Annotated in this window: 19 protein-coding genes; 8 read left to right on the forward strand and 11 right to left on the reverse strand. The window is 60.7% G+C overall.

What is annotated here, in order from left to right; genetic code table 11:
- The first annotated feature begins 95 nt into the window (after nt 1–95).
- Entirely contained in the window at nt 96–221 is a 126-nt protein-coding gene (locus SynNOUM97013_RS13730; protein ID WP_255442968.1) for a hypothetical protein, read from the forward strand.
- 51 nt (nt 222–272) lie between these two features.
- Here the strand turns inward: SynNOUM97013_RS13730 and SynNOUM97013_RS04155 are convergent, their stop codons facing one another.
- Entirely contained in the window at nt 273–851 is a 579-nt protein-coding gene (locus SynNOUM97013_RS04155) for an EF-1 guanine nucleotide exchange domain-containing protein (protein WP_186480894.1), read from the reverse strand.
- Between the two features lie 65 nt (nt 852–916).
- Here SynNOUM97013_RS04155 and SynNOUM97013_RS04160 point away from each other — a divergent pair, with 65 nt between their 5' ends.
- The 4 genes from SynNOUM97013_RS04160 to SynNOUM97013_RS04175 are packed head-to-tail and all read left to right on the forward strand — an operon-like array spanning nt 917 to nt 5,025.
- A complete protein-coding gene (locus tag SynNOUM97013_RS04160) occupies nt 917–2,110 on the forward strand; it encodes a Re/Si-specific NAD(P)(+) transhydrogenase subunit alpha (protein ID WP_255442970.1) in 1,194 nt (397 codons plus the stop codon).
- On the forward strand, nt 2,110–2,415 hold the full coding sequence (locus SynNOUM97013_RS04165; RefSeq protein ID WP_186480896.1) for an NAD(P) transhydrogenase subunit alpha: 306 nt from the start codon (nt 2,110–2,112) through the stop codon (nt 2,413–2,415). Before SynNOUM97013_RS04160 ends, SynNOUM97013_RS04165 begins: the two co-directional genes overlap by 1 nt.
- On the forward strand, nt 2,415–3,833 hold the full coding sequence (locus tag SynNOUM97013_RS04170; RefSeq protein ID WP_186480897.1) for an NAD(P)(+) transhydrogenase (Re/Si-specific) subunit beta: 1,419 nt from the start codon (nt 2,415–2,417) through the stop codon (nt 3,831–3,833). The genes SynNOUM97013_RS04165 and SynNOUM97013_RS04170 overlap by 1 nt, the downstream gene beginning before the upstream one ends.
- Complete coding sequence (locus tag SynNOUM97013_RS04175; RefSeq protein WP_255443071.1) at nt 3,817–5,025, forward strand: alpha/beta hydrolase; 1,209 nt, start codon at nt 3,817–3,819, stop codon at nt 5,023–5,025. The genes SynNOUM97013_RS04170 and SynNOUM97013_RS04175 overlap by 17 nt, the downstream gene beginning before the upstream one ends.
- Before the next feature lie 38 nt (nt 5,026–5,063).
- Here the strand turns inward: SynNOUM97013_RS04175 and SynNOUM97013_RS04180 are convergent, their stop codons facing one another.
- The 3 genes from SynNOUM97013_RS04180 to SynNOUM97013_RS04190 all read right to left on the reverse strand — a co-directional run bounded on the left by SynNOUM97013_RS04180 (nt 5,064) and on the right by SynNOUM97013_RS04190 (nt 8,040).
- Nucleotides 5,064–6,059 carry a fatty acid desaturase gene (locus SynNOUM97013_RS04180; protein ID WP_370586462.1) on the reverse strand — a complete coding sequence of 332 codons (996 nt, stop codon included), beginning with the start codon at nt 6,057–6,059 and terminating at the stop codon, nt 5,064–5,066.
- A 359-nt stretch (nt 6,060–6,418) separates the two neighbouring features.
- Nucleotides 6,419–6,751 (reverse strand): ferredoxin, encoded by a 333-nt coding sequence (locus SynNOUM97013_RS13735; protein ID WP_186481422.1) that lies wholly within the window; start codon nt 6,749–6,751, stop codon nt 6,419–6,421.
- A 38-nt stretch (nt 6,752–6,789) separates the two neighbouring features.
- The gene (locus SynNOUM97013_RS04190; protein ID WP_186480899.1) at nt 6,790–8,040 is read right to left on the reverse strand and encodes a 1-deoxy-D-xylulose-5-phosphate reductoisomerase; all 1,251 of its coding nucleotides are present in this window, start codon (nt 8,038–8,040) and stop codon (nt 6,790–6,792) included.
- 82 nt (nt 8,041–8,122) lie between these two features.
- Here SynNOUM97013_RS04190 and SynNOUM97013_RS04195 point away from each other — a divergent pair, with 82 nt between their 5' ends.
- A complete protein-coding gene (locus SynNOUM97013_RS04195) occupies nt 8,123–9,469 on the forward strand; it encodes a sodium-dependent transporter (RefSeq protein ID WP_186481423.1) in 1,347 nt (448 codons plus the stop codon).
- Nucleotides 9,470–9,484: 15 nt separating this feature from the next.
- Here the strand turns inward: SynNOUM97013_RS04195 and SynNOUM97013_RS04200 are convergent, their stop codons facing one another.
- Nucleotides 9,485–9,898 carry a DUF2721 domain-containing protein gene (locus SynNOUM97013_RS04200; protein ID WP_186480900.1) on the reverse strand — a complete coding sequence of 138 codons (414 nt, stop codon included), beginning with the start codon at nt 9,896–9,898 and terminating at the stop codon, nt 9,485–9,487.
- An 81-nt stretch (nt 9,899–9,979) separates the two neighbouring features.
- On the opposite strand from SynNOUM97013_RS04200, the gene SynNOUM97013_RS04205 reads away from it, so the two are divergent.
- Nucleotides 9,980–10,219 carry a hypothetical protein gene (locus SynNOUM97013_RS04205; RefSeq protein WP_186480901.1) on the forward strand — a complete coding sequence of 80 codons (240 nt, stop codon included), beginning with the start codon at nt 9,980–9,982 and terminating at the stop codon, nt 10,217–10,219.
- A 3-nt stretch (nt 10,220–10,222) separates the two neighbouring features.
- On the opposite strand, the gene cysS is transcribed toward SynNOUM97013_RS04205, so the two are convergent.
- From cysS to SynNOUM97013_RS04220, 3 genes are read right to left on the reverse strand one after another with little or no spacing between them, the layout of a single operon-like run.
- The gene (gene cysS / locus SynNOUM97013_RS04210) at nt 10,223–11,716 is read right to left on the reverse strand and encodes a cysteine--tRNA ligase (protein WP_186480902.1); all 1,494 of its coding nucleotides are present in this window, start codon (nt 11,714–11,716) and stop codon (nt 10,223–10,225) included.
- A gap of 52 nt (nt 11,717–11,768) precedes the next feature.
- A complete protein-coding gene (polA, locus tag SynNOUM97013_RS04215; RefSeq protein WP_186480903.1) occupies nt 11,769–14,792 on the reverse strand; it encodes a DNA polymerase I in 3,024 nt (1,007 codons plus the stop codon).
- Between the two features lie 24 nt (nt 14,793–14,816).
- Nucleotides 14,817–15,992 carry an efflux RND transporter periplasmic adaptor subunit gene (locus SynNOUM97013_RS04220; protein ID WP_186480904.1) on the reverse strand — a complete coding sequence of 392 codons (1,176 nt, stop codon included), beginning with the start codon at nt 15,990–15,992 and terminating at the stop codon, nt 14,817–14,819.
- Nucleotides 15,993–16,093: 101 nt separating this feature from the next.
- On the opposite strand from SynNOUM97013_RS04220, the gene ychF reads away from it, so the two are divergent.
- Complete coding sequence (ychF, locus tag SynNOUM97013_RS04225; protein ID WP_186480905.1) at nt 16,094–17,185, forward strand: redox-regulated ATPase YchF; 1,092 nt, start codon at nt 16,094–16,096, stop codon at nt 17,183–17,185.
- 41 nt (nt 17,186–17,226) lie between these two features.
- Here ychF and SynNOUM97013_RS04230 read toward each other — a convergent pair whose 3' ends face one another.
- From SynNOUM97013_RS04230 to SynNOUM97013_RS04240, 3 genes are all read right to left on the reverse strand, one after another.
- Nucleotides 17,227–17,628, reverse strand: coding sequence for a hypothetical protein (locus SynNOUM97013_RS04230; RefSeq protein ID WP_255442973.1), 402 nt, complete (start codon nt 17,626–17,628; stop codon nt 17,227–17,229).
- Nucleotides 17,629–17,698: 70 nt separating this feature from the next.
- Nucleotides 17,699–18,376: a Coq4 family protein gene (locus tag SynNOUM97013_RS04235; RefSeq protein ID WP_186480906.1), complete on the reverse strand. Its 678-nt coding sequence runs from the start codon at nt 18,374–18,376 to the stop codon at nt 17,699–17,701.
- The gene (locus SynNOUM97013_RS04240; protein ID WP_186480907.1) at nt 18,342–19,574 is read right to left on the reverse strand and encodes an MFS transporter; all 1,233 of its coding nucleotides are present in this window, start codon (nt 19,572–19,574) and stop codon (nt 18,342–18,344) included. Before SynNOUM97013_RS04240 ends, SynNOUM97013_RS04235 begins: the two co-directional genes overlap by 35 nt.
- Nucleotides 19,575–19,583 lie beyond the last annotated feature (9 nt).

The following is a 19,583-nucleotide window of genomic DNA, read 5'->3' on the forward strand; positions in this document are numbered from 1 at the left end:
CTTAACTTCCGACCATCACCCCGAGGTCTTACGACCTTGCCGCTATGGCCAGATGTCGGACCCGATCATCCTCAGGACCTGAGTCGCGCCGCTGCTTGGAGCGCTGCTGGTCTCTTGACTGTGACCTGGATTTCATGATTCTTCGGGCCCGTTGGCTGCGCCGCCGGGACCTTCCCGGACAGGCGATCGCCATCGAGGAGGAGCTTCAGCCGATCTTCTGAAGCTCCTCCTCGGTTCGGCAACGTCCATTGGTGGACGTCAGCGAGCGGAATTCAGAGGGATTCCGTGTGATTGCAAAGCAGGCGTTCCACATCCATGAATCCGTCCTGGGCGGCCTGCTGAGCACGATCCAGCCGACCACCGGCCCGTTTTAGAAGCCGAGCGCTGAGCCGTTCTGTCAGCACATCGCGCTTCTCTTCGAGCAAGGTGAGGATCTCCTGCTCGATCAACTCACGCACGGCTTCGCTGCGCAGATGATCGTCAGATGCCTCGTCAAAGGTTCCCTGGACGAGTTCCTGAATGAAAAGTCGATGCACTTCACTGCTGCGCAGGAAGCTTTCCGTGGCATTGATGATCCCGTCCACCAGCGTTCGATCCGGTTCGGAATCCAGCTCTTGAAGCTTGAATTCCCAGTCCAGATGACGGCGCTGCCAGCCCGACGCATGCAGGCTCGGCATCACCGTTTGCGAGAAGGTGTCAACTGACATTTCATAGATGCGTTCCGCCAGCCTTTCGCACCATTCGCGGCCGTGGTCGGCCAGCAGTTGTTCCATGGCCCGACGTTCCACGGCATGACCGCCGTGGTGGCTGTGGCAGACGCCATCTGGGCATTCGATCGCAGTGAGTCCCATGCTGCTGAAGACAGGACCCTCTCCCTAGCCAAAGCTTCAGTGGTGGAGAAGCATCTTCAGAAAAGATGCAGGCCATCAGGCGACCTCGTAATCTTGACTGGGTCGGCGGCATCCCAACCTTGCCCAATCTGTTGATCCCGGTGGAGAGCGCAGCGGGCGAAACCCGCGTTGCGGCTTCTCCGGAAACTGTCAAGAAATTTTCGGCACTCGGCTGCCGGGTCGTACTCGAAAAGGGTGCGGGCCGGGCATCCGGCTATCTCGATGAAACGTATTCCGAGGCTGGCGCCGAGCTGGTGCCCGTCGGAGACGCATCTGCTTGGTCTCAGGCGGATGCGTTGCTGTGCGTTCAATCCCCTTCCGCCAATGCCCTGGGGCGCTTGCGTCGAGGCGCATTGCTGGTGGGATTGTTGGCGCCTTACGCCAACATTGAGCTGGACGGAGCGCTGAAGCGCAGTGGCCTTTCTGCCATGGCTCTGGAACTGTTGCCTCGCATCAGCCGGGCACAGTCCGCCGATGCGTTGTCATCTCAGGCCAACATCGCCGGTTACAAATCGGTGTTGATGGCGTCGGCAGCACTCGACCGCTACTTCCCGATGCTGATGACGGCGGCGGGAACCGTTCAGCCTGCCCGGGTGGTGGTGCTCGGCGCCGGTGTGGCCGGTTTGCAGGCTGTGGCCACTGCGCGCCGTCTCGGCGCCGTTGTGTACGTGAGCGACATCCGACCTGCTGTCAAAGAGCAGGTGGAATCTCTTGGCGCCCGTTTCATTGATCCTCCCGAAATGGAGGACAAGCCCGCCGAGTCCGGTGGTTATGCCAAGCAGGCCTCCGATGCATTCCTCGCTGCACAACGTCAGCAGCTTTCGGATCAGCTGGCCGAAGCGGATGTGGCCATCTGTACGGCTCAGGTGCCCGGTCGCCGTGCACCACGCCTGATCAGTGAAGACATGCTGGATCGCATGCGTCCGGGCTCGGTCGTGGTTGATCTTGCGGTGGCCCAGGGTGGCAACTGTGCCGACACGGTTCCGTCCAAGACGGTGGATCGCAATGGCGTGAAGCTGATTGGTGCCAATGACCTGCCCTGCACCGTGCCCAATCACGCCAGCCAGCTGTACGCACGCAATCTGCTGGCTCTGCTGCAGCCGACCCTCAGTGATGGACAGCTGACCCTCGACATCGAGGACGAGCTGATTGCCGGATGCCTGATCAGTCAGGACGGCACCATCCGTCGCAGTGACGTTCTCACCCCAGGAGCCAACTGATGGATACAAGTTTTGTGGAGTTCCTCTGGGTGCTGCTGCTGGGCAGCCTCCTGGGCCTGGAATTGATCGGCAAGGTGCCTCCCACCCTGCATACGCCTCTGATGAGTGGTGCCAATGCCGTCTCAGGCATCACGGTGCTGGCCGCACTCACCGCCATCATCCGCTCCGGTGACAACCCTGTTCTGCTGATTCTCGGCTCGGTGTCGCTTGGTTTTGCTCTCTTCAACGTGATCGGTGGCTTCCTGGTCACCGACCGCATGCTCGCCATGTTCAGCCGTAAGCCCGCCCGCAAGGAGAACCGCTGATGGATTTTCTGAAATACGCCGTTGAGTTGGTTGCGGTTCTGCTGCTGGCTCTTGGGATCAAAGGTCTTTCCAAGGTTCGCTCGGCCCGCAGCGCCAATCAATTGGCTGCGGTGGCCATGGGTTTGGCCGTTCTCGGCCTCTTGATCAACTACCTCGGCACGTCTGGCATCAGCGCTGCGGCCTGGATCTGGATCGTCATCGGCACGGTTGTTGGTGGTGTTTTTGGTGCCATTACCGCGCAGCGGGTGCCGATGACCTCCATGCCTGAAACGGTCGCGCTGTTCAACGGCTGCGGCGGCATGTCGTCCTTGCTGGTCGCTCTTGCTGCAGCGTTCTTTCCCACGCAATTGGATGCCTTTGGGCTCGTCGCCGTGGTGTCCATCGCCATCTCCGTCTTCGTGGGCGCGATCACCTTCACGGGCTCGATCGTGGCGATGGCCAAGCTCCAAGGCTGGTTGTCCACACCTGCCTGGATGCAGAGCAAGGCCCGTCATGCGGTGAACATCGCGCTCGCCGTGGCGTCTCTTGTTGCCGCCATCAAGCTGATTGCCGATGGAAGCGGCACCCAGGCGCTGACCCTGCTCGTGGTGGCCTCGGGTCTGTTGGGCATTGGTGTCACCCTGCCGATCGGCGGTGCTGACATGCCCGTGGTGATTTCGCTGTTGAACAGCTACTCCGGTGTGGCCGCGGCTGCAGCCGGTTTCGTCGTGGGCAGCCAGCTGCTGATCGTGGCGGGCGCCATGGTCGGGGCAGCGGGCCTGATCCTCACTCAGGTCATGTGCAACGGCATGAACCGCTCGCTGGTGTCGGTGCTGTTTGGCGGTGCACTGGGCGCCAGTGCTTCTTCCGGTGGCGGCGGTGGTGAATACACCAACATCACCAGCTGCAGCGTGGAAGAGTGTGCGCTCACTCTCGAGGCGGCGGAGCGCGTCGTGATCGTTCCTGGTTACGGCCTCGCTGTGGCCCAGGCTCAGCACACCCTGCGGGAAGTGACCCGGTCGCTTGAAGCGGCTGGCATCCAGGTGGATTACGCCATTCATCCGGTGGCAGGTCGCATGCCGGGTCACATGAATGTGTTGCTTGCTGAGGCTGATGTGCCCTACGAGCAGCTCAAGGAAATGGACGTGATCAACCCAGAGTTCCCGGCCACCGATGTGGTGCTTGTTCTCGGAGCCAACGACGTGGTCAATCCCCAGGCCAAGAATGATCCCGATTCGCCTCTCTACGGCATGCCTGTGCTCGACGTGCAACAGGCCCGCACAGTGTTTGTGGTGAAGCGAGGCATGAGTGCCGGTTACTCCGGCATCAAGAACGATCTGTTCGAACTGGGCAACACCTCCATGGTGTTTGGTGATGCCAAGAAGGTGCTCGGTGATCTGCTCGGTGAGCTCAAAGAGCTCGGTGTGGGCAAGAAGTGATCAGCGCGCTTCCATCAGGCTTTTGAAGGCTTCGCACGCGAATCATTCACACAACCCCCAGCTGTTGCGGCAACTGGGGGTTGTTCCCTATCAACAGCGTTTTCCCTGGATCGGTGGCGACCTTCAGACCCTGCGCGACACGCTCCGCCCGGTTGCGCTTCCACTTGATCGTGGGGAACCCGTTCCGATCGCTGTCCCTGCTTTGGCGAGTGGAGCCGCAGCAGCTGGTGAATTACTGGCCTTTCTGGATCTCCCTCTTTCCAGCTCCGAACTAGCCAGCACACCTCCTAGGGCGTTAGTGCTTCTTCTGCACGGCCTCGGCGGCTCCAGTCGGCGTGAGGGACTGAGGCGTCTTGGCCTCACCCTTCAGAACAGCGGCTTTGCTGTGCTCAGGCTGAATCTGCGCGGCGCAGATCCTGGCCGCGATCTCGCCGGAGGCACTTACGCAGCTCGCTGCAACAGTGACCTACTACCGGTCATTCAACACGCGCGCCAGTTGTGTGCTGAGTTGGTCGCCCCATCCACGACGCCATTGCCCCTGTTGGGTGCAGGGGTGTCACTCGGGGGCACCATGCTGCTCAATGCCTGTATGGCCACCCCTGAGGAGCGAGCAACGCACGGTTGGCAAGACCATGCTCCGCTGCTGGATGGTCTCTTCTGCGCCAGCAGTCCCTTGGATCTTGCTGCCTGCAGTGCTTCGATCGAACGACCGCGCAATCGCGTGTATCAGCGTTGGCTTTTGCAGCGCCTCGTGCGCCAGACGCTGGCGGATCCTTTCGGCGTCAGTGCCTTGGAGCAGCAGCAACTCACCCATGAACCGCCCCGGTCGATCCGTGCCTTTGATGCGGCGGTGACGGCGCCGCGTTGGGGCTTCTCATCTGTGGACGACTACTACGCCGGTGCTTCGCCCTTACCGCGTCTTCTGGCGGCATCGGTGCCACTCCCCCCAATCTTGATCCTGCAGGCTCTTGATGACCCTTGGGTGCCAGCAAGTTCTGCGATTCAGCTCCAAAACAGCCTGGTTGCCAATCGTTTGCCCAAGAGTCGCTATCGCCTCGACGTCTTCTTGACAGCTCAGGGAGGCCACAATGGTTTTCATGCACCTGGCGACAGCCTTCTCACAGGCTGTTGGTCTGATCGCTTGGCTTGTGCATGGTTCAACAAACAGATTGAGAGTTCAAGTGCCTCATAAGCCATGGATGATTGGCAAACTGTTGGCTTAAATCTTTTCTAAAAGTAGTAAGAATGGTCTTGAGGATCTTGATACACTGCGCCACCGCATTTTGTCGCAATTCTCCAAAGTGCACGGTGAATTGGTGTGGAGTCGTAACGGACCAATTCAGGGAATTTTTTTCTTAGTAGGGCGGTGCCTCGCCAGGCGTTGTAGTGAGGAATGGCGGAATTGACGTGGTGGCAAACATGGGTTGATCCGATCCCGTGGTGTAGGAGGTTGAGCACGGGTCCATAGGGGCGGTCGACAGTCTGAAGTGCTCCCTTGGCCCACGTCCATGTTGCATTGGAGTGGTGCGGAATATCCTGATCGGTGTGTTGAAGCCAGGTGTAAGTGGTGAGCCACATGTTGATGACTAGGTATGGGATTCCATACACACACAACACGCGAAGTATCGATGATTGAAACGCAGCGATGATGAGAAAGGTGATCATTGCCATGATCCCAATATTGGAGCGCACCATCAAAGTGCGAAATGATTGAGGGAACAGGCTTCGCTTGCCATTTGAGAATGGATTTCCATTCCAGAAATGGGATGTGGGAGAGCCATAGTCTTCCCCTCCGGTTGCTCCAAAAAACAAGTAGAGCTGCCAGCCGATCACTAAATGATTGAAGAGGGAGATCATTCCGAACAGCGTTGGATTGAGTTTCCTTTTAAGTTGTTCTGTGGTTTGACCTAAAGCGGATGTGGCGCGTGGAGGAACGTGCGTTTCTCCTTGCTCAAGGTGATTGCAGTGGGCGTGATGAACGCTATGGCTGCGCGCCCAGCTGTAGTAAGGCACAAGCAGAGCGCTGTGCAGAAGAAAACCAATAACGCCTTCAATGCGTCGGTTTGGGTGAAACGCATTGTGGCCACATTCATGGGCTAAGACCCAGCAGCCCATGGCAATCGTGCCGCAAACGATGCCGTAAAGCACCCACAGCGGAGTGGCCTGGAGGGTGAGGGGAATTTGGGTTCCGACCCCGAAGGCGGCTAGAGACAGGCCTGATGACATGATCAGACTTCCCCACGCTTTGATCGGGTTGAACCGAGTGAGCTCTGGCGGTAATGCGCTAAGAAGTTCTGCCTTGCTCGGATAGGACGGTGACGAGCCGCTTTGCTTGAAAAGAGGAGTTGGTGGGCGAAGGGTGGAGGTTGCCGTGGATGCCGATGCCAAATGAATGCTCGTAAAAAAAGCGGTCGAAAAGATGACGCTTTAGATTTGCTTAAGACTTTAGCGGGTTGTTGATCCCGTTCGTGGACTCGTGTCTTTCGGACATCGTTCTTTTCCGTCCAGAAGCGTGATTGTTGCTGTCTGAGAAGTCTTGCGTGTTGTAATTTAATGACCGCGATGCTTCTTGATTTGCTGAATGTCTAGGTCGATTGGTGTTTCTGGTGTTGAAATGGGGTGGTTTTATAAATCCATTTCTCTATTGGCTGATTGTTGATGATATGGCTGCGGATAATGACTTCAATCCTTTCGGGTGTGACGTCTGAATACCAAATTCCCTCGGGCCAAATCACCAGGATTGGACCACGCTCGCATGCCCTTAGGCAGTCGACTTTGCTTCGTAAAACAATTCCTTGAGGTCGCTGTTCGTTTTCGAGTCCCAGATCTCGCACCAGCCGTTTCAGTGCATTCCAGGTTTCCAGGCCATCGGCTGGATCGCAGCATTTCGCCTTCGTGGGTGTCGCGCAGAGCAACAGGTGGTGACTGATCAACGCCTGAACCTTGGGAGTCGTTTTCACGCAGCAAAGGCCGTTGTCATGCGTTGGGTGCCACGATTCACCTGTTCGCGCACGGCTTGCCGTGCCCACTGGTCAACAGCCAGCACGTCTTCAAGCTGCGGGGTGTCCACACGATCGTTCTTGTGGCGTTCGCAGGCGGCCTCGATCAGGTTTGGAATGTCGAGGAAGTGGACCTTCTCCTCGAGGAACTGCGCCACGGCCTCTTCGTTGGCAGCATTCATCACTGCAGGCATCGTGCCTCCGGCGCGTCCAGCCGCGTAGGCAAGCTCCATGCAGGGGTATTTGGCGGGATCCGGTGCACGGAATGTCAGCTGCCCAACCTGGGCCAGATCCAAACGCTTCCAGGGGGTTTCCAGGCGGGAGGGCCAGCTCATGCAGTAGAGGATCGGCAGCTTCATGTCGGGCCAGCCCAGTTGGGCCAACACAGAAGAATCCGCCAGTTCAATCATCGAGTGGATGATGCTCTGAGGATGGATCACGATTTCGATGTGGTCATAATCCAGCCCGAAGAGATAGTGCGCCTCGATCACCTCGAGGCCTTTGTTCATTAGTGAGGCGGAATCAACGGTGATTTTTCGCCCCATGCTCCAGTTGGGATGGGAGGTTGCATCAGCGACGGTGGCTTTCTCGAGATCAGCCGCCTTCCAGTCGCGGAATGCTCCTCCGGATGCGGTGAGCTGAATGCGACGCAGCCCGGGCGTGGGCACACCAGTGGAAAGTCGCGCGTTTTCGGCCCATGGCGTGCCCTGCAGGCATTGAAAAATGGCGGAATGCTCGGAGTCGGCAGGCAGCAGGCGACTGCCGCTCTTCTTGAGTTCCGGCAGCACCACGGGACCCGCGGCAATCAGTGTTTCTTTGTTGGCCAGTGCAAGATCCTTGCCGGCCCGAATGGCTGCCAGGGTGGGCAGCAGGCCTGCACAGCCCACGATGCCGGTGACCACAAGATCTGCCGTGTCCCAGGCCGCAGCTGTGTTCAATCCGTCGGGGCCACCCACCAGATGCGGCTGTCGTTGCGGCTGCTGGTCGGCCGGAAGTGCCTTCAGTCGCTCGTTCAGCTCAGGCAGCAGCGCTTCGTCGGCCAGTGCCACCACCTCGGGACTGTGCTGCTGAATTTGTTTCACCAGCAGCGCCAGGTTTCTGCCTGCTGTGAGCGCCACCACCCGGAACTGGTCGGGGAAATCCTGAACGATCTCGAGAGTCTGGGTGCCGATTGAGCCGGTGGAGCCCAGCACGCTGATGGCTTTCACACGGAGTCCGGCAAGTGCCGCCATCCTCCCATTTCAATTCCGGGTGCTGGCAAACTTTTCCCACTACACGGTGTCTGGGTTCATGGCCACAGCGCAGAAGGAGTCCTGGCAGTCGGGTTTGGGCTTCGTGCTGGCCGCCGCGGGTAGTGCCGTTGGCCTCGGGAACCTCTGGGGATTCGCTTATCGCGCGTCTCAGGGTGGCGGTGGCACGTTCGTTCTGCTCTACGTGCTGATCGTGGCGACCATCTGCCTGCCGGTGCTGGTGGCCGAGATGGTGCTGGGTCGCAGCACGGGCCGCAGTCCATTGCTGGCACCCGTTCAGGCGGCTGGGCGCAACTGGCAGCCGATGGGCTGGCTGTTTGTCGTCGTGTCCTGCGGAATCTTGGCCTTCTACGGCGTGCTGATGGGCTGGACCGGTCAGACCCTGCTTCATGCGCTGCAGGTGGGATTGCCCAGCAGCATGGGGGAGGCCGAGTTGTTCTTTGCGGGCATCAGCGGTGGCCAGAGTGCGATCGCTGGTCAGGCCGTCAGCATGCTGCTCACCGCGGTGGTCGTTGCGGCTGGTGTGCAGGCAGGGATCGAGCGCCTCTCACGCGTGGCCCTGCCGATGCTGTTTGTGTTGCTTGTGGTTTTGGCGGTCTGGGCCAGCTCCCTCCCTGGTGCAGCGGAGGGCTATCGCACTTTTCTGCTGCGTTGGGACGCCCAGGAACTGCAGAACATCACCACCATCCGCAATGCGTTCAGCCAGGCGTTCTTTTCAGTAGGGACTGGGATCGGCGCGATTCTTGCCTACTCGGCCTATCTGAACCGCAAAGCGCCGATTCCTTCGGAAGCGGTCGCCGTGGTCGGACTGGATACAGCTGTGGGTCTGCTGGCGGGCCTGCTCACCTTTCCGGTGGTGATCAGTTTCGGCCTGGGCGATGCCATCACTGATTCCACGATCGGAACGATCTTTCTCTCTCTGCCCACGGGTCTGGGATCCATCGGGCTGACCGGAAGGGTAGTCGCGGTGACGTTCTTCTCCCTTGCATATCTGGCTGCCATCACTTCGTCGGTGTCGTTGCTGGAAGTTCCCGTGGCGGCCCTGATGGACCGCTGGAACTGGAGCCGCCGCAAGGCTGCCTGGATCAGTGCGGCAGTGATCTTCGTGGTTGGTTTGCCGGCGGCCACCGATCTCAACGTGCTCAGCACGATGGATGATCTCTTCGGGGGCGTGTTGTTGATCGCGGGTGGGTTGCTGATCGCCGTGCTGATGGGATGGTTTGCACCGCGAATCTTCCTCGACGATCTCAAGAACAGTGGGATCACACCTCCCGCGAGGGCTGGGATCATCCTGTTTTTCCTGCGCTGGGTGTCGCCTCTGGTGATCGCCGCAGGCTTGCTGATCAGTGTTGTGGATCTGATCGGCAAGTGGACGGGGCAGGCTTGATCCCTCCGCGGCAGTTCAGAGCACGCGCCGCAGGTGCACCGATGCAATGCGCACTTCACGCAGGAAGCAGAGCGACGCCACCATCAGCAGGACCATGGCCGCAATGAACATGGGCACGACCACAACGGTGAGGTTCAGGCGGCTGATCACGCTCAGGAACAACACGGCCACCACCGCGGAGATCAACAGGGTGGCTGCGGTGAGCAACTCAATCGCCCGGATGATCAGTTGTGCGCGTAAGCGCCAGGTGGAACGTTCCCTGTCATCCACCGTCTCTCCAGCGTCCAGCGCCTCTTTGGCGCGGCGAGCATTCTCCACGATTCGCACGAGACGACCAGAGGTCACATTCAGCAGCATGCCAATGCCCGCCAACAGAAACACCGGTGCGACGGACAGCTGGATGGCTTTGGACAGGCTTTCCGGTTGCATGCGCTAAGGCCTCAACCTCTCGGACCTTAGACCTTGTGCTGGGAGAATCCGGTAGACAGGGCCCTGATGCACACCAACAGGATGCTCTGGCTCAAGCGCTGGAATTTCATCGAGCGGGCCAAGTTGGAGCGGGAGCTCTGGGATGCCTTTGAAGCCCGGCAGGATCCCGACGCCAAGCTGGCTGAACTCAGGGCTTGGATTGACGCTGCCGATCCCGCAGACCCCGCGTTGGGTGACCAGCGTTTCCGACTCGAGGTGTGGACCACGACCCTGGCCCGCATTCGCAAGATCGAGACGATGATGGCTGGCAAGAAGCGCTAGAGCTCAGCTGCGTCGCCACTCAGTGATCCCGCCGGGCTTGTCGATCAGTTCGATGCCCTTGGCGGTGAGTTCATCACGGATGCGGTCGGCGGTCGCAAAGTCTTTGTTCTGCTTGGCCTGCGTGCGTGCCGCAATGGCAGCCTCGATCTCGGCACTTTCGGATGAATCGTCAGCACCTGCGGACGGCGTCGTTTCGAGGCGGAGGCCCAGCACTGCGGCGAGCTCGCGCAACAGCCGCCATCGCTGCTCGAGTCCACCCAGCTCTTCGACGGATTGCTCGGGTTGATCGCCGCGATCCAGGCGATTGGCCAATCCGCGCAGCGGTCTTGCCAGATCGAACAGCACGGCCAGCGCTCCTGAGCTGTTGATGTCATCGTCCATCGCTTCGGCAAAGCGCTGCTTCGCGCCAAGCAGGTCGCCATCAAGGCTGTGATCAGCGGCCACCACAGCCTCTGGGCTCAGTGGTGTCGCTGGTGTCCAACCCAGAACTTTCGCGTGCATCGCCCCCAGGCTCAGTGCAGCATTCAGTCCTTTCCAGCCGGTGGTTGCCGCCTCGAGGGCCTCGGAGGTGAAATCCAGAGGCTTGCGGTAGTGGGCTTGAAGCACGAAGAAGCGCAGCGTCATTGCGGACAGACCGCTTTCCAGCAGCGCTCGGATGGTGGTGAAGTTGCCGAGGGATTTGCTCATCTTTTCCCCGCCCACATTCACCATTCCGTTGTGCATCCACAGCCTTGCTAGGTCCTGGCCTGTAGCGGCTTCCGACTGTGCGATCTCGTTCTCGTGGTGCGGGAAGACCAGATCTGCCCCGCCCAGGTGGATATCAATGGTTTCGCCGAGCTCTTCGCGCACCATCGCGGAACATTCGATGTGCCAACCCGGTCGTCCCTCGCCCCAGGGTGACGGGAAGCTGGGCTCCCCGGGTTTGGCACCTTTCCACAGTGCGAAGTCGAAGGGGTGCTGCTTGCGTGCTTCCTCTGAATCCGCCACGCGGCCATCGGCGTTGGTTTGTTGGTCTTCGAGGTCGCGACCGCTGAGCTTGCCGTAGCCGGCATGCTTCATCACGGCGAAATAGACATCTCCCTCGGCGGAGTAGGCCGCACCTTTGGCTTCCAGTTCGCCAATCAGCGCTCGGATGCCGTCAAGGCAACGGGTGGCCCTGGGCATGCGATCGGGCCTGAGGATGCCCAGGGCATCCATGTCTGTATGAAAGGCCTCAATGTTGCGTTCACTCACTGCCTCCATCGATGATCCTTCTTCCGCGGCTCGCTTGAGGATCTTGTCGTCGATGTCGGTGAAGTTCTGCACGAACGTCACCGCGTAGTTGCTCCAGATCAGATATCGACGGAGCACATCCCAGTTGATGTAGCTGCGAGCGTGCCCAAGGTGGCAGAGGTCGTAGACCGTCACACCACAGCAGTAAATACTCACCTCCCCTGGCTTCAGGGGTTGGAAAGGTTCTGTGCGGCGGGTGAGGGTGTTGGTGAACCGCAGTGCCAAAGACCTTTCCTGACTCTTGGGGGAGGTTACGGCTTAAGCCTTGGGGGGCCGACTATTTCGCCTCCATCCAGTTCGCGCCCATCCCTGTCTCAGCCACCAGCGGCACGCTCAGTTCAACGGCCTTTTCCATGGTGGACACCACCAGCTCCCGCGTGGTGTCCATGGCTTGAGGATCCACCTCCAGCACCAGCTCATCGTGCACCTGCAGCAGCAGGCGTGCAGGCAGCCCCTGTTGCTCGATCGCCGCCTGCAGCTGGATCATCGCCAGTTTGATGATGTCGGCACTGGAGCCCTGGATGGGGGCGTTAGCGGCCGCGCGCAGCTGTTGTGCCTCCATGCCGCCGCGCCTGGCCACATCCAGGTCGATCTCCATGGGGTCTTTCCCCAGCAAACGGCCCAGGCCGTTGCGGTCAAAGTGGAAGGGGCGTCGCCGTCCCAGGATGGTCTCTACGTAGCCGCGGCTCAGGGCCAGGCGCTCCTGCAGTTCCAGGAAGGCGAACACCTTGGGGTATCGCTCCCTGTAGCGGCTCAGGAACTCCTTCGCCTCCGCCTGACTGACCCCGGTCTCACGGGCAAACCGCTGGGCGCCCATGCCGTAGATCACGCCGAAGTTGATCGTCTTGCCTAGCCGTCGCTCATCGGCACTCACCGTGTCTTTATCGAGCAGCAGTCGCGCGGTCAGCGCATGCACGTCGTCGCCGTCTCGGTAGGCCTGCTGCAGCACCTCTTCCCCGGAGAGATGGGTGAGGATGCGCAGCTCGATCTGCGAGTAGTCAGCACTGAGCAGCGTCCAGCTCTCCTGCGGCAGGAAGGCCTTGCGGATGCGTCGGCTGTATTCCGTGCGAACGGGGATGTTCTGCAGGTTGGGGTTGCTGCTGCTGAGGCGACCGGTGGCAGTCACGGCCTGGTTGAAATCCGTATGCACACGCCCGGTCTCTGCTTCCACAAGCTGGGGCAGGGAATCCACGTAGGTGCTCTTGAGCTTGCTGAGCACGCGGTGTTCGAGCACCAGCGGCACCACCGGGTGATCGCCTTCCAACTTCTCCAGCACCGTGGCATCGGTGCTGTAGCCGGTTTTGGTACGCCGGGATTTTTTGCGATCGAGGCCCAGGGTGTTGAACAGTAGTTCTCCCAGCTGTTTGGGCGAGGCCAGGTTGAAGTCAACGCCTGCCGCGTCCTTTGCTCCTTTCTCCAGCTGCTCCAGCGTGTCTCCCATCTCCTTCGACAGTTCTCCCAGATAGGGGAGATCGATGCGGATGCCGGTGGCTTCCATCACCGCCAGCACCGGCTCAAGAGGCAGTTCCACCTGATCCAGCAGGCGAGGTAGCTGGTCGCCGCAGGCCTGTAGCTGCGCCCTCAGATCAATGGCGAGGCGACGTGTGAGATGAACGTCCATGCCGCAGTACAACGCGGCTTGGTCGAGGGGAACCTCGGCAAAGCAGCTGGCTTTGCCGTCTTTGGGCTTGCCGACGAGATCGCTGAATAGCGTGGGGGTGATGCCGTAGTCCCGTTGCGCCATCACGTCCAGACCATGCTTGGCCGCCGCGTCACGCAGGTAATCGGCCAGAAGGGTGTCCATGACAACCCCGCCCAGGGGCATGCCATGGCGCAGCAGGATCAGACGGTCGTATTTCGCGTTCTGAAGGGCCTTGGGATGCCCGGGACTGGCCAGCCAAGGAGCCAGCTGAGCCAGAACGCTCTCCAGCGGCAGCTGCACCAGGGCAGTCGTGCTGTCGAGGGTGGGCTCTGCAGCGGAGCGATGTCCGACCGGGATGTAGGCCAGATCCGCTGGCTCGGGCCCCCAGCACACACCGATGCCCACCAGCTGGGCTTGGAAGGGGTTGAGGTCGGTGGTTTCCGTATCCAAGGCGACGGGTGCCATGGCATCCGTGCAGCCCATCAGCCGCTTCACGAGTGCCTCGAGGTCTGCTGCAGTGCTGATTACCTGTGGTTGCAGTTCAGGTTGCGCTGCAGCGGTTTCGAGCGTGGCGTTGAGCGCGTCGTTTACGGAGGCCGATGGGCCCTCCTCAGCAGGGGTCTCGCTGCTGGTGCTGCTGCGCTTGCGTTTGGGTGTGGTCGATTCGAGCAGATGGCCATTGGCATTCAGTCCGCCGGTGGAGAAGGTGGCGACGAATCCAGGCACCTGGCGCACCAGGCTGTTCAGTTCCAGATCTTCCAGCTGCTGCTGCAGTCCGTCCGCGTCCACCGGGCTCAGCTCGAGCACGGGCTCCTCCGGGAGAGGGATGTCCACCAGGATTTCGGCCAACTTGCGCGACAGGTAGGCGTTGTCGCGGTCGGCGCTGAGCTTGCCTTTGAGCGCCCCCTTCACAGCCCCCCGGCTGGCTTTCGGTCCTTCGGCTTCAACCTCGGCCAGCACCTTGTAAACCCCGTCGAGGTCGTCGTTCTCCTTGAGCAGATTGATAGCTGTCTTCGGGCCAACCCCCTTCACCCCGGGGATGTTGTCGGAGCTGTCACCGGTGAGGGCCTTGAGGTCCACCACCTTGTTGGGCATCACGCCCAGCTTCGCCACCACGCCCGCCTCATCAATCAGGGTCGGACCACTGCTGCGTGCATAGGGTCCGCCCCCCATGTACATCACGGCGATGTCGCGCTGGTCATCCACCAGCTGGAACAGGTCGCGATCGCCGCTGAGGATGCGCACGCGCCAGCCAGATTCAGCTGCGCGGTTGGCCAGAGTGCCTAGAACATCGTCGGCTTCGAATCCTGGAGCTAGGCAGAGCGGCAGCTGCAGGAACTGGCGCAGGATTCCCTGCAATTGGTCCAGATCCTGGAAGAACACCTCCGGCGCCACATCGCGATGGGCCTTGTAGTTGGGATCGGTTTCGTGCCGGAAGGTGGGTTCCGCGGTGTCGAAGGCGATGGCGACACCCTCGGGCTTCAACCCTTTGCAGTTATCCAGCAGTGCCTTGAGAAACCCATACGTCACGCTGGTGGGCCGGCCATCTTTGGTGGCGAGCCCTCCATCACCTCCCTTGCTGAAGGCGTAGAAGCTGCGGAAGGCCAGGGAATGGCCATCCACCAGTAGCAGCAGCGGTTTCTCCTTGGTGTCAGGCATGGATTCGGGCAGGTCCGTTGTCGGTCAGTCGCGCGTCTTCGCCCAGGGCGGCATGTCAATGAACACCCGAGTGCCGGGCGTCACACCGGAGAGAATGGCACTCTTGCTGCCACTGCTGGCCCCCAGCTCCACCGGCTGGAATGCGGGTTCGTTGTTGTCGCCCACAAGAAGAACGCCGGGCTTCCCGTTTTCAGTCACGATCGCCACCGTGGGCACCAGGGTGCTTTGCGCCGTGCGACCGGTTTGGAAGTCAACATCCACGGTCATGCCGATGCGAAGGCTCGGCGGCGGGTCGATCAGGGATAACTCCACTTCAAAGGAGATCACGTTGTCGGTTTTTTCGGCGCGGGGTGCGATGTCACGCACCAGCGCGGCAAAGCGCTGGTCGGGATAGGCATCCACGCGCACGACAGCCTCCTGACCCACACGGATACGGCCGATGTCGCTTTCGGGCACCTTGGCCGCCACTTCCAATCCCTCCGACAGCTCCACAATCGATGAGCTGCTGGCTCCGGCACTGGTGGAGGCCGTGGTGGTGGGTGTGACGTAGGCGCCAGGCTCGGCAAACCGTTCGGTGATCATCCCGTCGAACGGCGCTTTGATGTCCAGGTCACTGCCCTCCACCTTGCGCTGCTCAACCCGTTCTTGGGCCGCCGTCAGGGCCTCTTTGCTGCTGATGAAGGCCGAGCGGAAGCCGTCCAGGTCGGACGCGCTGATGGCGCCGCTTGCTAACAGCTGGCGATGGCGAATGAAGTCAGCCCGTTTGGCTTCGTACTCAGCACGGGCCTGACGGACAAGGGCGGAGAGTTCATCCATGCGGTCCTTGAAATCACCGCTGTCCATGCGCGCCAGCACCTGCCCCTTGCGCACCACATCCCCTTCGTCCACGAAAAGAGCTTCAAGGCGCCCTTGATTTTTGGGACTGACATTCACGCGGCGGATGGCCTCCAGCTCGCCACTGGCGGTGATCACTCCGGGGAGGGATCCCTCCTCCGCGGCAACGGTGTAATCACCCAATTGGCGGACGCGACCATTTCCTGAGCTCTGGCTCCAGATCACACCGCCACCCACCAGCACCAGCGCCGCAGCCGCAGCACCCATCAGTTTTCGACGACGTCGTTTCATGCCGCTCAGGCGGGACAGGGATCGCAGCGCGTCCTGACTGACTCCCCCAGGGGACTGGCTTCGACGGCTGCCCATGGCCCCACTTTCATCTTTCGTTACGCAGTCTCGCGCGTCAACGTCCTGAATGTGTCGAGCCAGGGGGATTGCGGCTGACGCCTGCCGATAGATTCCCCCCCATGCTTAAAGCCGGAATCGTCGGTTTGCCCAACGTGGGCAAATCCACTCTCTTCAATGCTCTGGTCGCCAATGCCCAGGCTCAGGCTGCGAACTTCCCGTTCTGCACGATCGAGCCCAATGTCGGCACGGTGGCGGTTCCTGACGCGCGTCTCCAGCAGCTCACAACGCTGAGCAGCAGTGCGGAAACCATTCCTACGCGCATGGAGTTTGTGGACATTGCTGGTCTGGTGAAGGGTGCCAGTCAGGGGGAGGGTCTCGGCAACAAATTCCTGGCCAACATCCGCGAGGTGGACGCCATCGTGCACGTCGTGCGCTGTTTTGAAGATGACGACGTCATCCATGTGTCCGGTTCGGTGGGACCGGCTCGGGATGCTGAGGTGATCAACCTCGAGCTGGGTCTCGCGGATCTGGCTCAGATCGAGAAACGTCGGGAGCGCCTTAAAAAACAGATGCGCACCAGCAAGGAGGCGCAGGTTGAAGATGCGGCGCTTGAACGCATTCAGGCGGTGCTTGAGGACGGTGGTGCTGCCAGAAGTGTCGAGCTGGCAGAGGATGAGGCGTCCATGATCAAGCCCCTCGGGCTGCTGACGGCCAAGCCGATCATCTACGCCACCAACGTGAGCGAAGACGATCTGGCTGCTGGCAATGCGTTCTGCGAGGAGGTGGTGGCGCTGTCCAAGGCCGAGGGTGCCGAGACCATTCGCATCTCTGCCCAGGTGGAGGCCGAACTGGTGGAACTGGGTGAGGAGGAGCGCAAGGACTACCTCGATGGTCTGGGCGTGACAGAAGGTGGACTTCAGAGCCTGATCCGTGCCACCTATCGGCTTTTAGGACTCCGTACCTATTTCACGACGGGTGAGAAGGAAACCCGGGCCTGGACCTTCAAGGCTGGGATGACGGCTCCCCAGGCCGCTGGCGTGATTCACACCGATTTCGAGCGCGGTTTCATTCGTGCGCAGACGATCGGCACGGAGAAACTGCTGGAGGCGGGTTCCCTGGCGGAAGCTCGCAACAAAGGTTGGCTGCGCAGTGAGGGCAAGGACTATGTGGTGGCAGAAGGAGATGTGATGGAGTTTCTGTTCAACGTCTGATCAGTCCCGACTCTCTGTTTGGGATCGTTGTGGCATCTGGCTTAAAGCGCATCAATGGCCTCCATGGCCGGGATGAACTGGGGGCTGCTCTGGTCGAAGTCGTTGCAGCTGGTGTTCATCGCTTCGCTGGTGAGCGTCACCACACGGACGGCCTGTGGCGACTGCAGCCAATTGCTCTCCTGCTGCCAGCCGTTGTTTTCGATGCCGGCCTTGATGATGGCGTCGGCGCGAGCGCGGCTGTAGCCGTCATGCAGCACCTTGCATTCCGCGTAAGCCGCGAGTCCCACGAGCGCCTTGCGCGTTTCCTGCTGATTGGCGGAGGCGGGAAGAGCCAGGGCTCCCAACAGTGCCGACGCCATCGCCAGTGGTCCCCAGGTCCATATCCAAGACCGCAACGCATCGCGCGTCAGAGCTTTGAAGGAGCCTGGGATCTGCGATGCCATGGCAGCAGCGACACTCGCGGCAGTTTATGGAGTGCCATCCGCCTTTGCTGATGGATCTGTGGCTGGAGCGTCAGTAGATGGCGCCGAAGAGTCCATGCTCCACGGGTTTGACCCCCAGATCTGTCCGCCACTGGCTCAGGGGTTTGTCCCAGCCCTCTTCCCAGCGCTGCAGCACCAGAGGGGAGGCCTCCAGCCCGATGCGACTGCCATAGGCAATGGCCTGACTGATCACCTCCTGCTCCTTGGGTTGAAAACGAAAAGCGCGGAAGTTGGCCAGGATGTTGAGCAAAACGTAGGCAGGGAAACCGATCTGGGTGGCGGTGATGGCCAGCACACCCGATTCGCCCGCTGGTTCGGTGTTGAAGCCTGCGACCACATGGTGCAAATCATGGGTGGAGGCGATGCGCTGGGTCAGCCACAGCGCTTCTGTGCTCGTGTCTCTGGGGCGAAAGAAATCGGCGTCGTAATTGAGGCGGTGGATCATGCCGGCATAGGCATGACCCAGGGTTCCCTTGGGAAGTTTCTCAAGAGCCGGGATGTCCGGTTGAAAGGGCGGGTAGCGCTGTTCCACCATCTCTGCTCCTCCGGGAAGCGCTTTGAAGCGTTGTAGGCAGACCTCCATCGCTTCACTGTCGATGAAGTTGTCGACCAGGTCTCCGACGCTGTCGAGGCCGCCTTGGCTTTTGGCCAGATCTCGCAGAATCGACAGGTTCCTAACGGACCGAAGCAGCTCGCGGGCTCGTGACATCGTTCCCGGTCTCCAACAACGTGGCGTTCAGTCCTGCTGTATAGCGAGGGCGCACCGTTTTGAGCAGGGGCAACATGCTCAGACAGATGCTGGCCATCAGCAGCCAAAGCAGCAGGCCGTGGCCCTGACGATCCAGCAGTAAACCCGCCATCAATGGTGCCCCCGTGGCGCTGATGGCGAAGCATTGCGAGAACAGCGCCATGGCCAGTCCGCGATGTTGCAGCGGGGTTTCCTCGACCATGGCCTCGGCTGCAGTTGGCAGAAAAGCTGCCTCGCCGAAGGCAATCGGCACCATGGCGATGGCGATCAGGGCAATACCACCACTCCATAGAGCGGAGCCTGCGAGCAGCAGACAGCCGGCCACGAAACCTCCCAGGCCCATGCCAAGGCCGAAACGCAGGCTGCGCTTGGCGACCCAGTTGCCGATGGGCCACTGGAGCAGCACCAACAGGCCCAGTTGCCATGCAATCAAGATGCCGCTCCATGTCTCGCTCAGAGGCGGACGGGCCAGGCCTCCGCGCACAAGGTCCAGTGGCAGAGCGCTCTGCATAAGAGCAATGATCCCCGTGGCCACGATGCTGACTGCCAGCACCGGAAGCAGAGGCGTGAGCCAACCTGCGCCCTCATCAACTGCTGCATGTTGATGACCGGTTTCTTCCGGGCTGTTCAGGTGAAGTAACGGAGCCCGTCCATCCGGCAGCGGGCGCCAACCAAGAATCAGCAACATCGCCACCAGCGCGCCCATCTCCACGAGATAGACCGCACGAATCATTCCCAGAGCTGTGACCAAGGCCCCGATCAGGGCTCCGAGTGCCACACCCAGGGCGTCAGCACTGCGGGCCAGGGCATAGCCCCTGCTGGAATTGAAGCCTGTGCAGCTGAGGGGAACGGCCAGCTCAATGGCCGGAAAATACAAACCTGCAGCAATCCCGATCAGTAGTTGCCCGGCGAGGTAACCACCAAAACCATCCGCGTTGAGCAAAGTGAGATCGGCAATGAAACCAATCACTGCTGCGGCACGCACTGGCCACGAGCACGACAGTCCGCGATCAAGCAGGACGCCGCTCAACAAACGCGCGGCCGTGCCGATCAAGGCTGAAGCCGCCAGCCCCTGGGTCACCTGGCTGGCACTGAAGCTGGCCAGGTGAAACACCAACGGTGTCAGATAGATGACACCACCTGCCCCCAGCGAGGCCATCAGCCGGAT

The organism is Synechococcus sp. NOUM97013 (assembly GCF_014279815.1).
Lineage (GTDB): Bacteria > Cyanobacteriota > Cyanobacteriia > PCC-6307 > Cyanobiaceae > Synechococcus_C.

What these genes read in the sequence shown, in the direction of transcription:
- SynNOUM97013_RS04155 (WP_186480894.1), bottom strand. Translation starts at nt 851, where the DNA reads ATGGGACTCACTGCGATCGAATGCCCAGATGGCGTCTGCCACAGCCAC.
- SynNOUM97013_RS04160 (WP_255442970.1), top strand. Translation starts at nt 917, where the DNA reads ATGCAGGCCATCAGGCGACCTCGTAATCTTGACTGGGTCGGCGGCATC.
- SynNOUM97013_RS04165 (WP_186480896.1), top strand. Translation starts at nt 2,110, where the DNA reads ATGGATACAAGTTTTGTGGAGTTCCTCTGGGTGCTGCTGCTGGGCAGC.
- SynNOUM97013_RS04170 (WP_186480897.1), top strand. Translation starts at nt 2,415, where the DNA reads ATGGATTTTCTGAAATACGCCGTTGAGTTGGTTGCGGTTCTGCTGCTG.
- SynNOUM97013_RS04180 (WP_370586462.1), bottom strand. Translation starts at nt 6,059, where the DNA reads ATGTCATCAGGCCTGTCTCTAGCCGCCTTCGGGGTCGGAACCCAAATT.
- SynNOUM97013_RS04195 (WP_186481423.1), top strand. Translation starts at nt 8,123, where the DNA reads ATGGCCACAGCGCAGAAGGAGTCCTGGCAGTCGGGTTTGGGCTTCGTG.
- SynNOUM97013_RS04200 (WP_186480900.1), bottom strand. Translation starts at nt 9,898, where the DNA reads ATGCAACCGGAAAGCCTGTCCAAAGCCATCCAGCTGTCCGTCGCACCG.
- SynNOUM97013_RS04205 (WP_186480901.1), top strand. Translation starts at nt 9,980, where the DNA reads ATGCTCTGGCTCAAGCGCTGGAATTTCATCGAGCGGGCCAAGTTGGAG.
- polA (WP_186480903.1), bottom strand. Translation starts at nt 14,792, where the DNA reads ATGCCTGACACCAAGGAGAAACCGCTGCTGCTACTGGTGGATGGCCAT.
- SynNOUM97013_RS04220 (WP_186480904.1), bottom strand. Translation starts at nt 15,992, where the DNA reads ATGGGCAGCCGTCGAAGCCAGTCCCCTGGGGGAGTCAGTCAGGACGCG.
- ychF (WP_186480905.1), top strand. Translation starts at nt 16,094, where the DNA reads ATGCTTAAAGCCGGAATCGTCGGTTTGCCCAACGTGGGCAAATCCACT.
- SynNOUM97013_RS04230 (WP_255442973.1), bottom strand. Translation starts at nt 17,628, where the DNA reads ATGGCATCGCAGATCCCAGGCTCCTTCAAAGCTCTGACGCGCGATGCG.
- SynNOUM97013_RS04235 (WP_186480906.1), bottom strand. Translation starts at nt 18,376, where the DNA reads ATGTCACGAGCCCGCGAGCTGCTTCGGTCCGTTAGGAACCTGTCGATT.
- SynNOUM97013_RS04240 (WP_186480907.1), bottom strand. Translation starts at nt 19,574, where the DNA reads ATGGCCTCGCTGGGGGCAGGTGGTGTCATCTATCTGACACCGTTGGTG.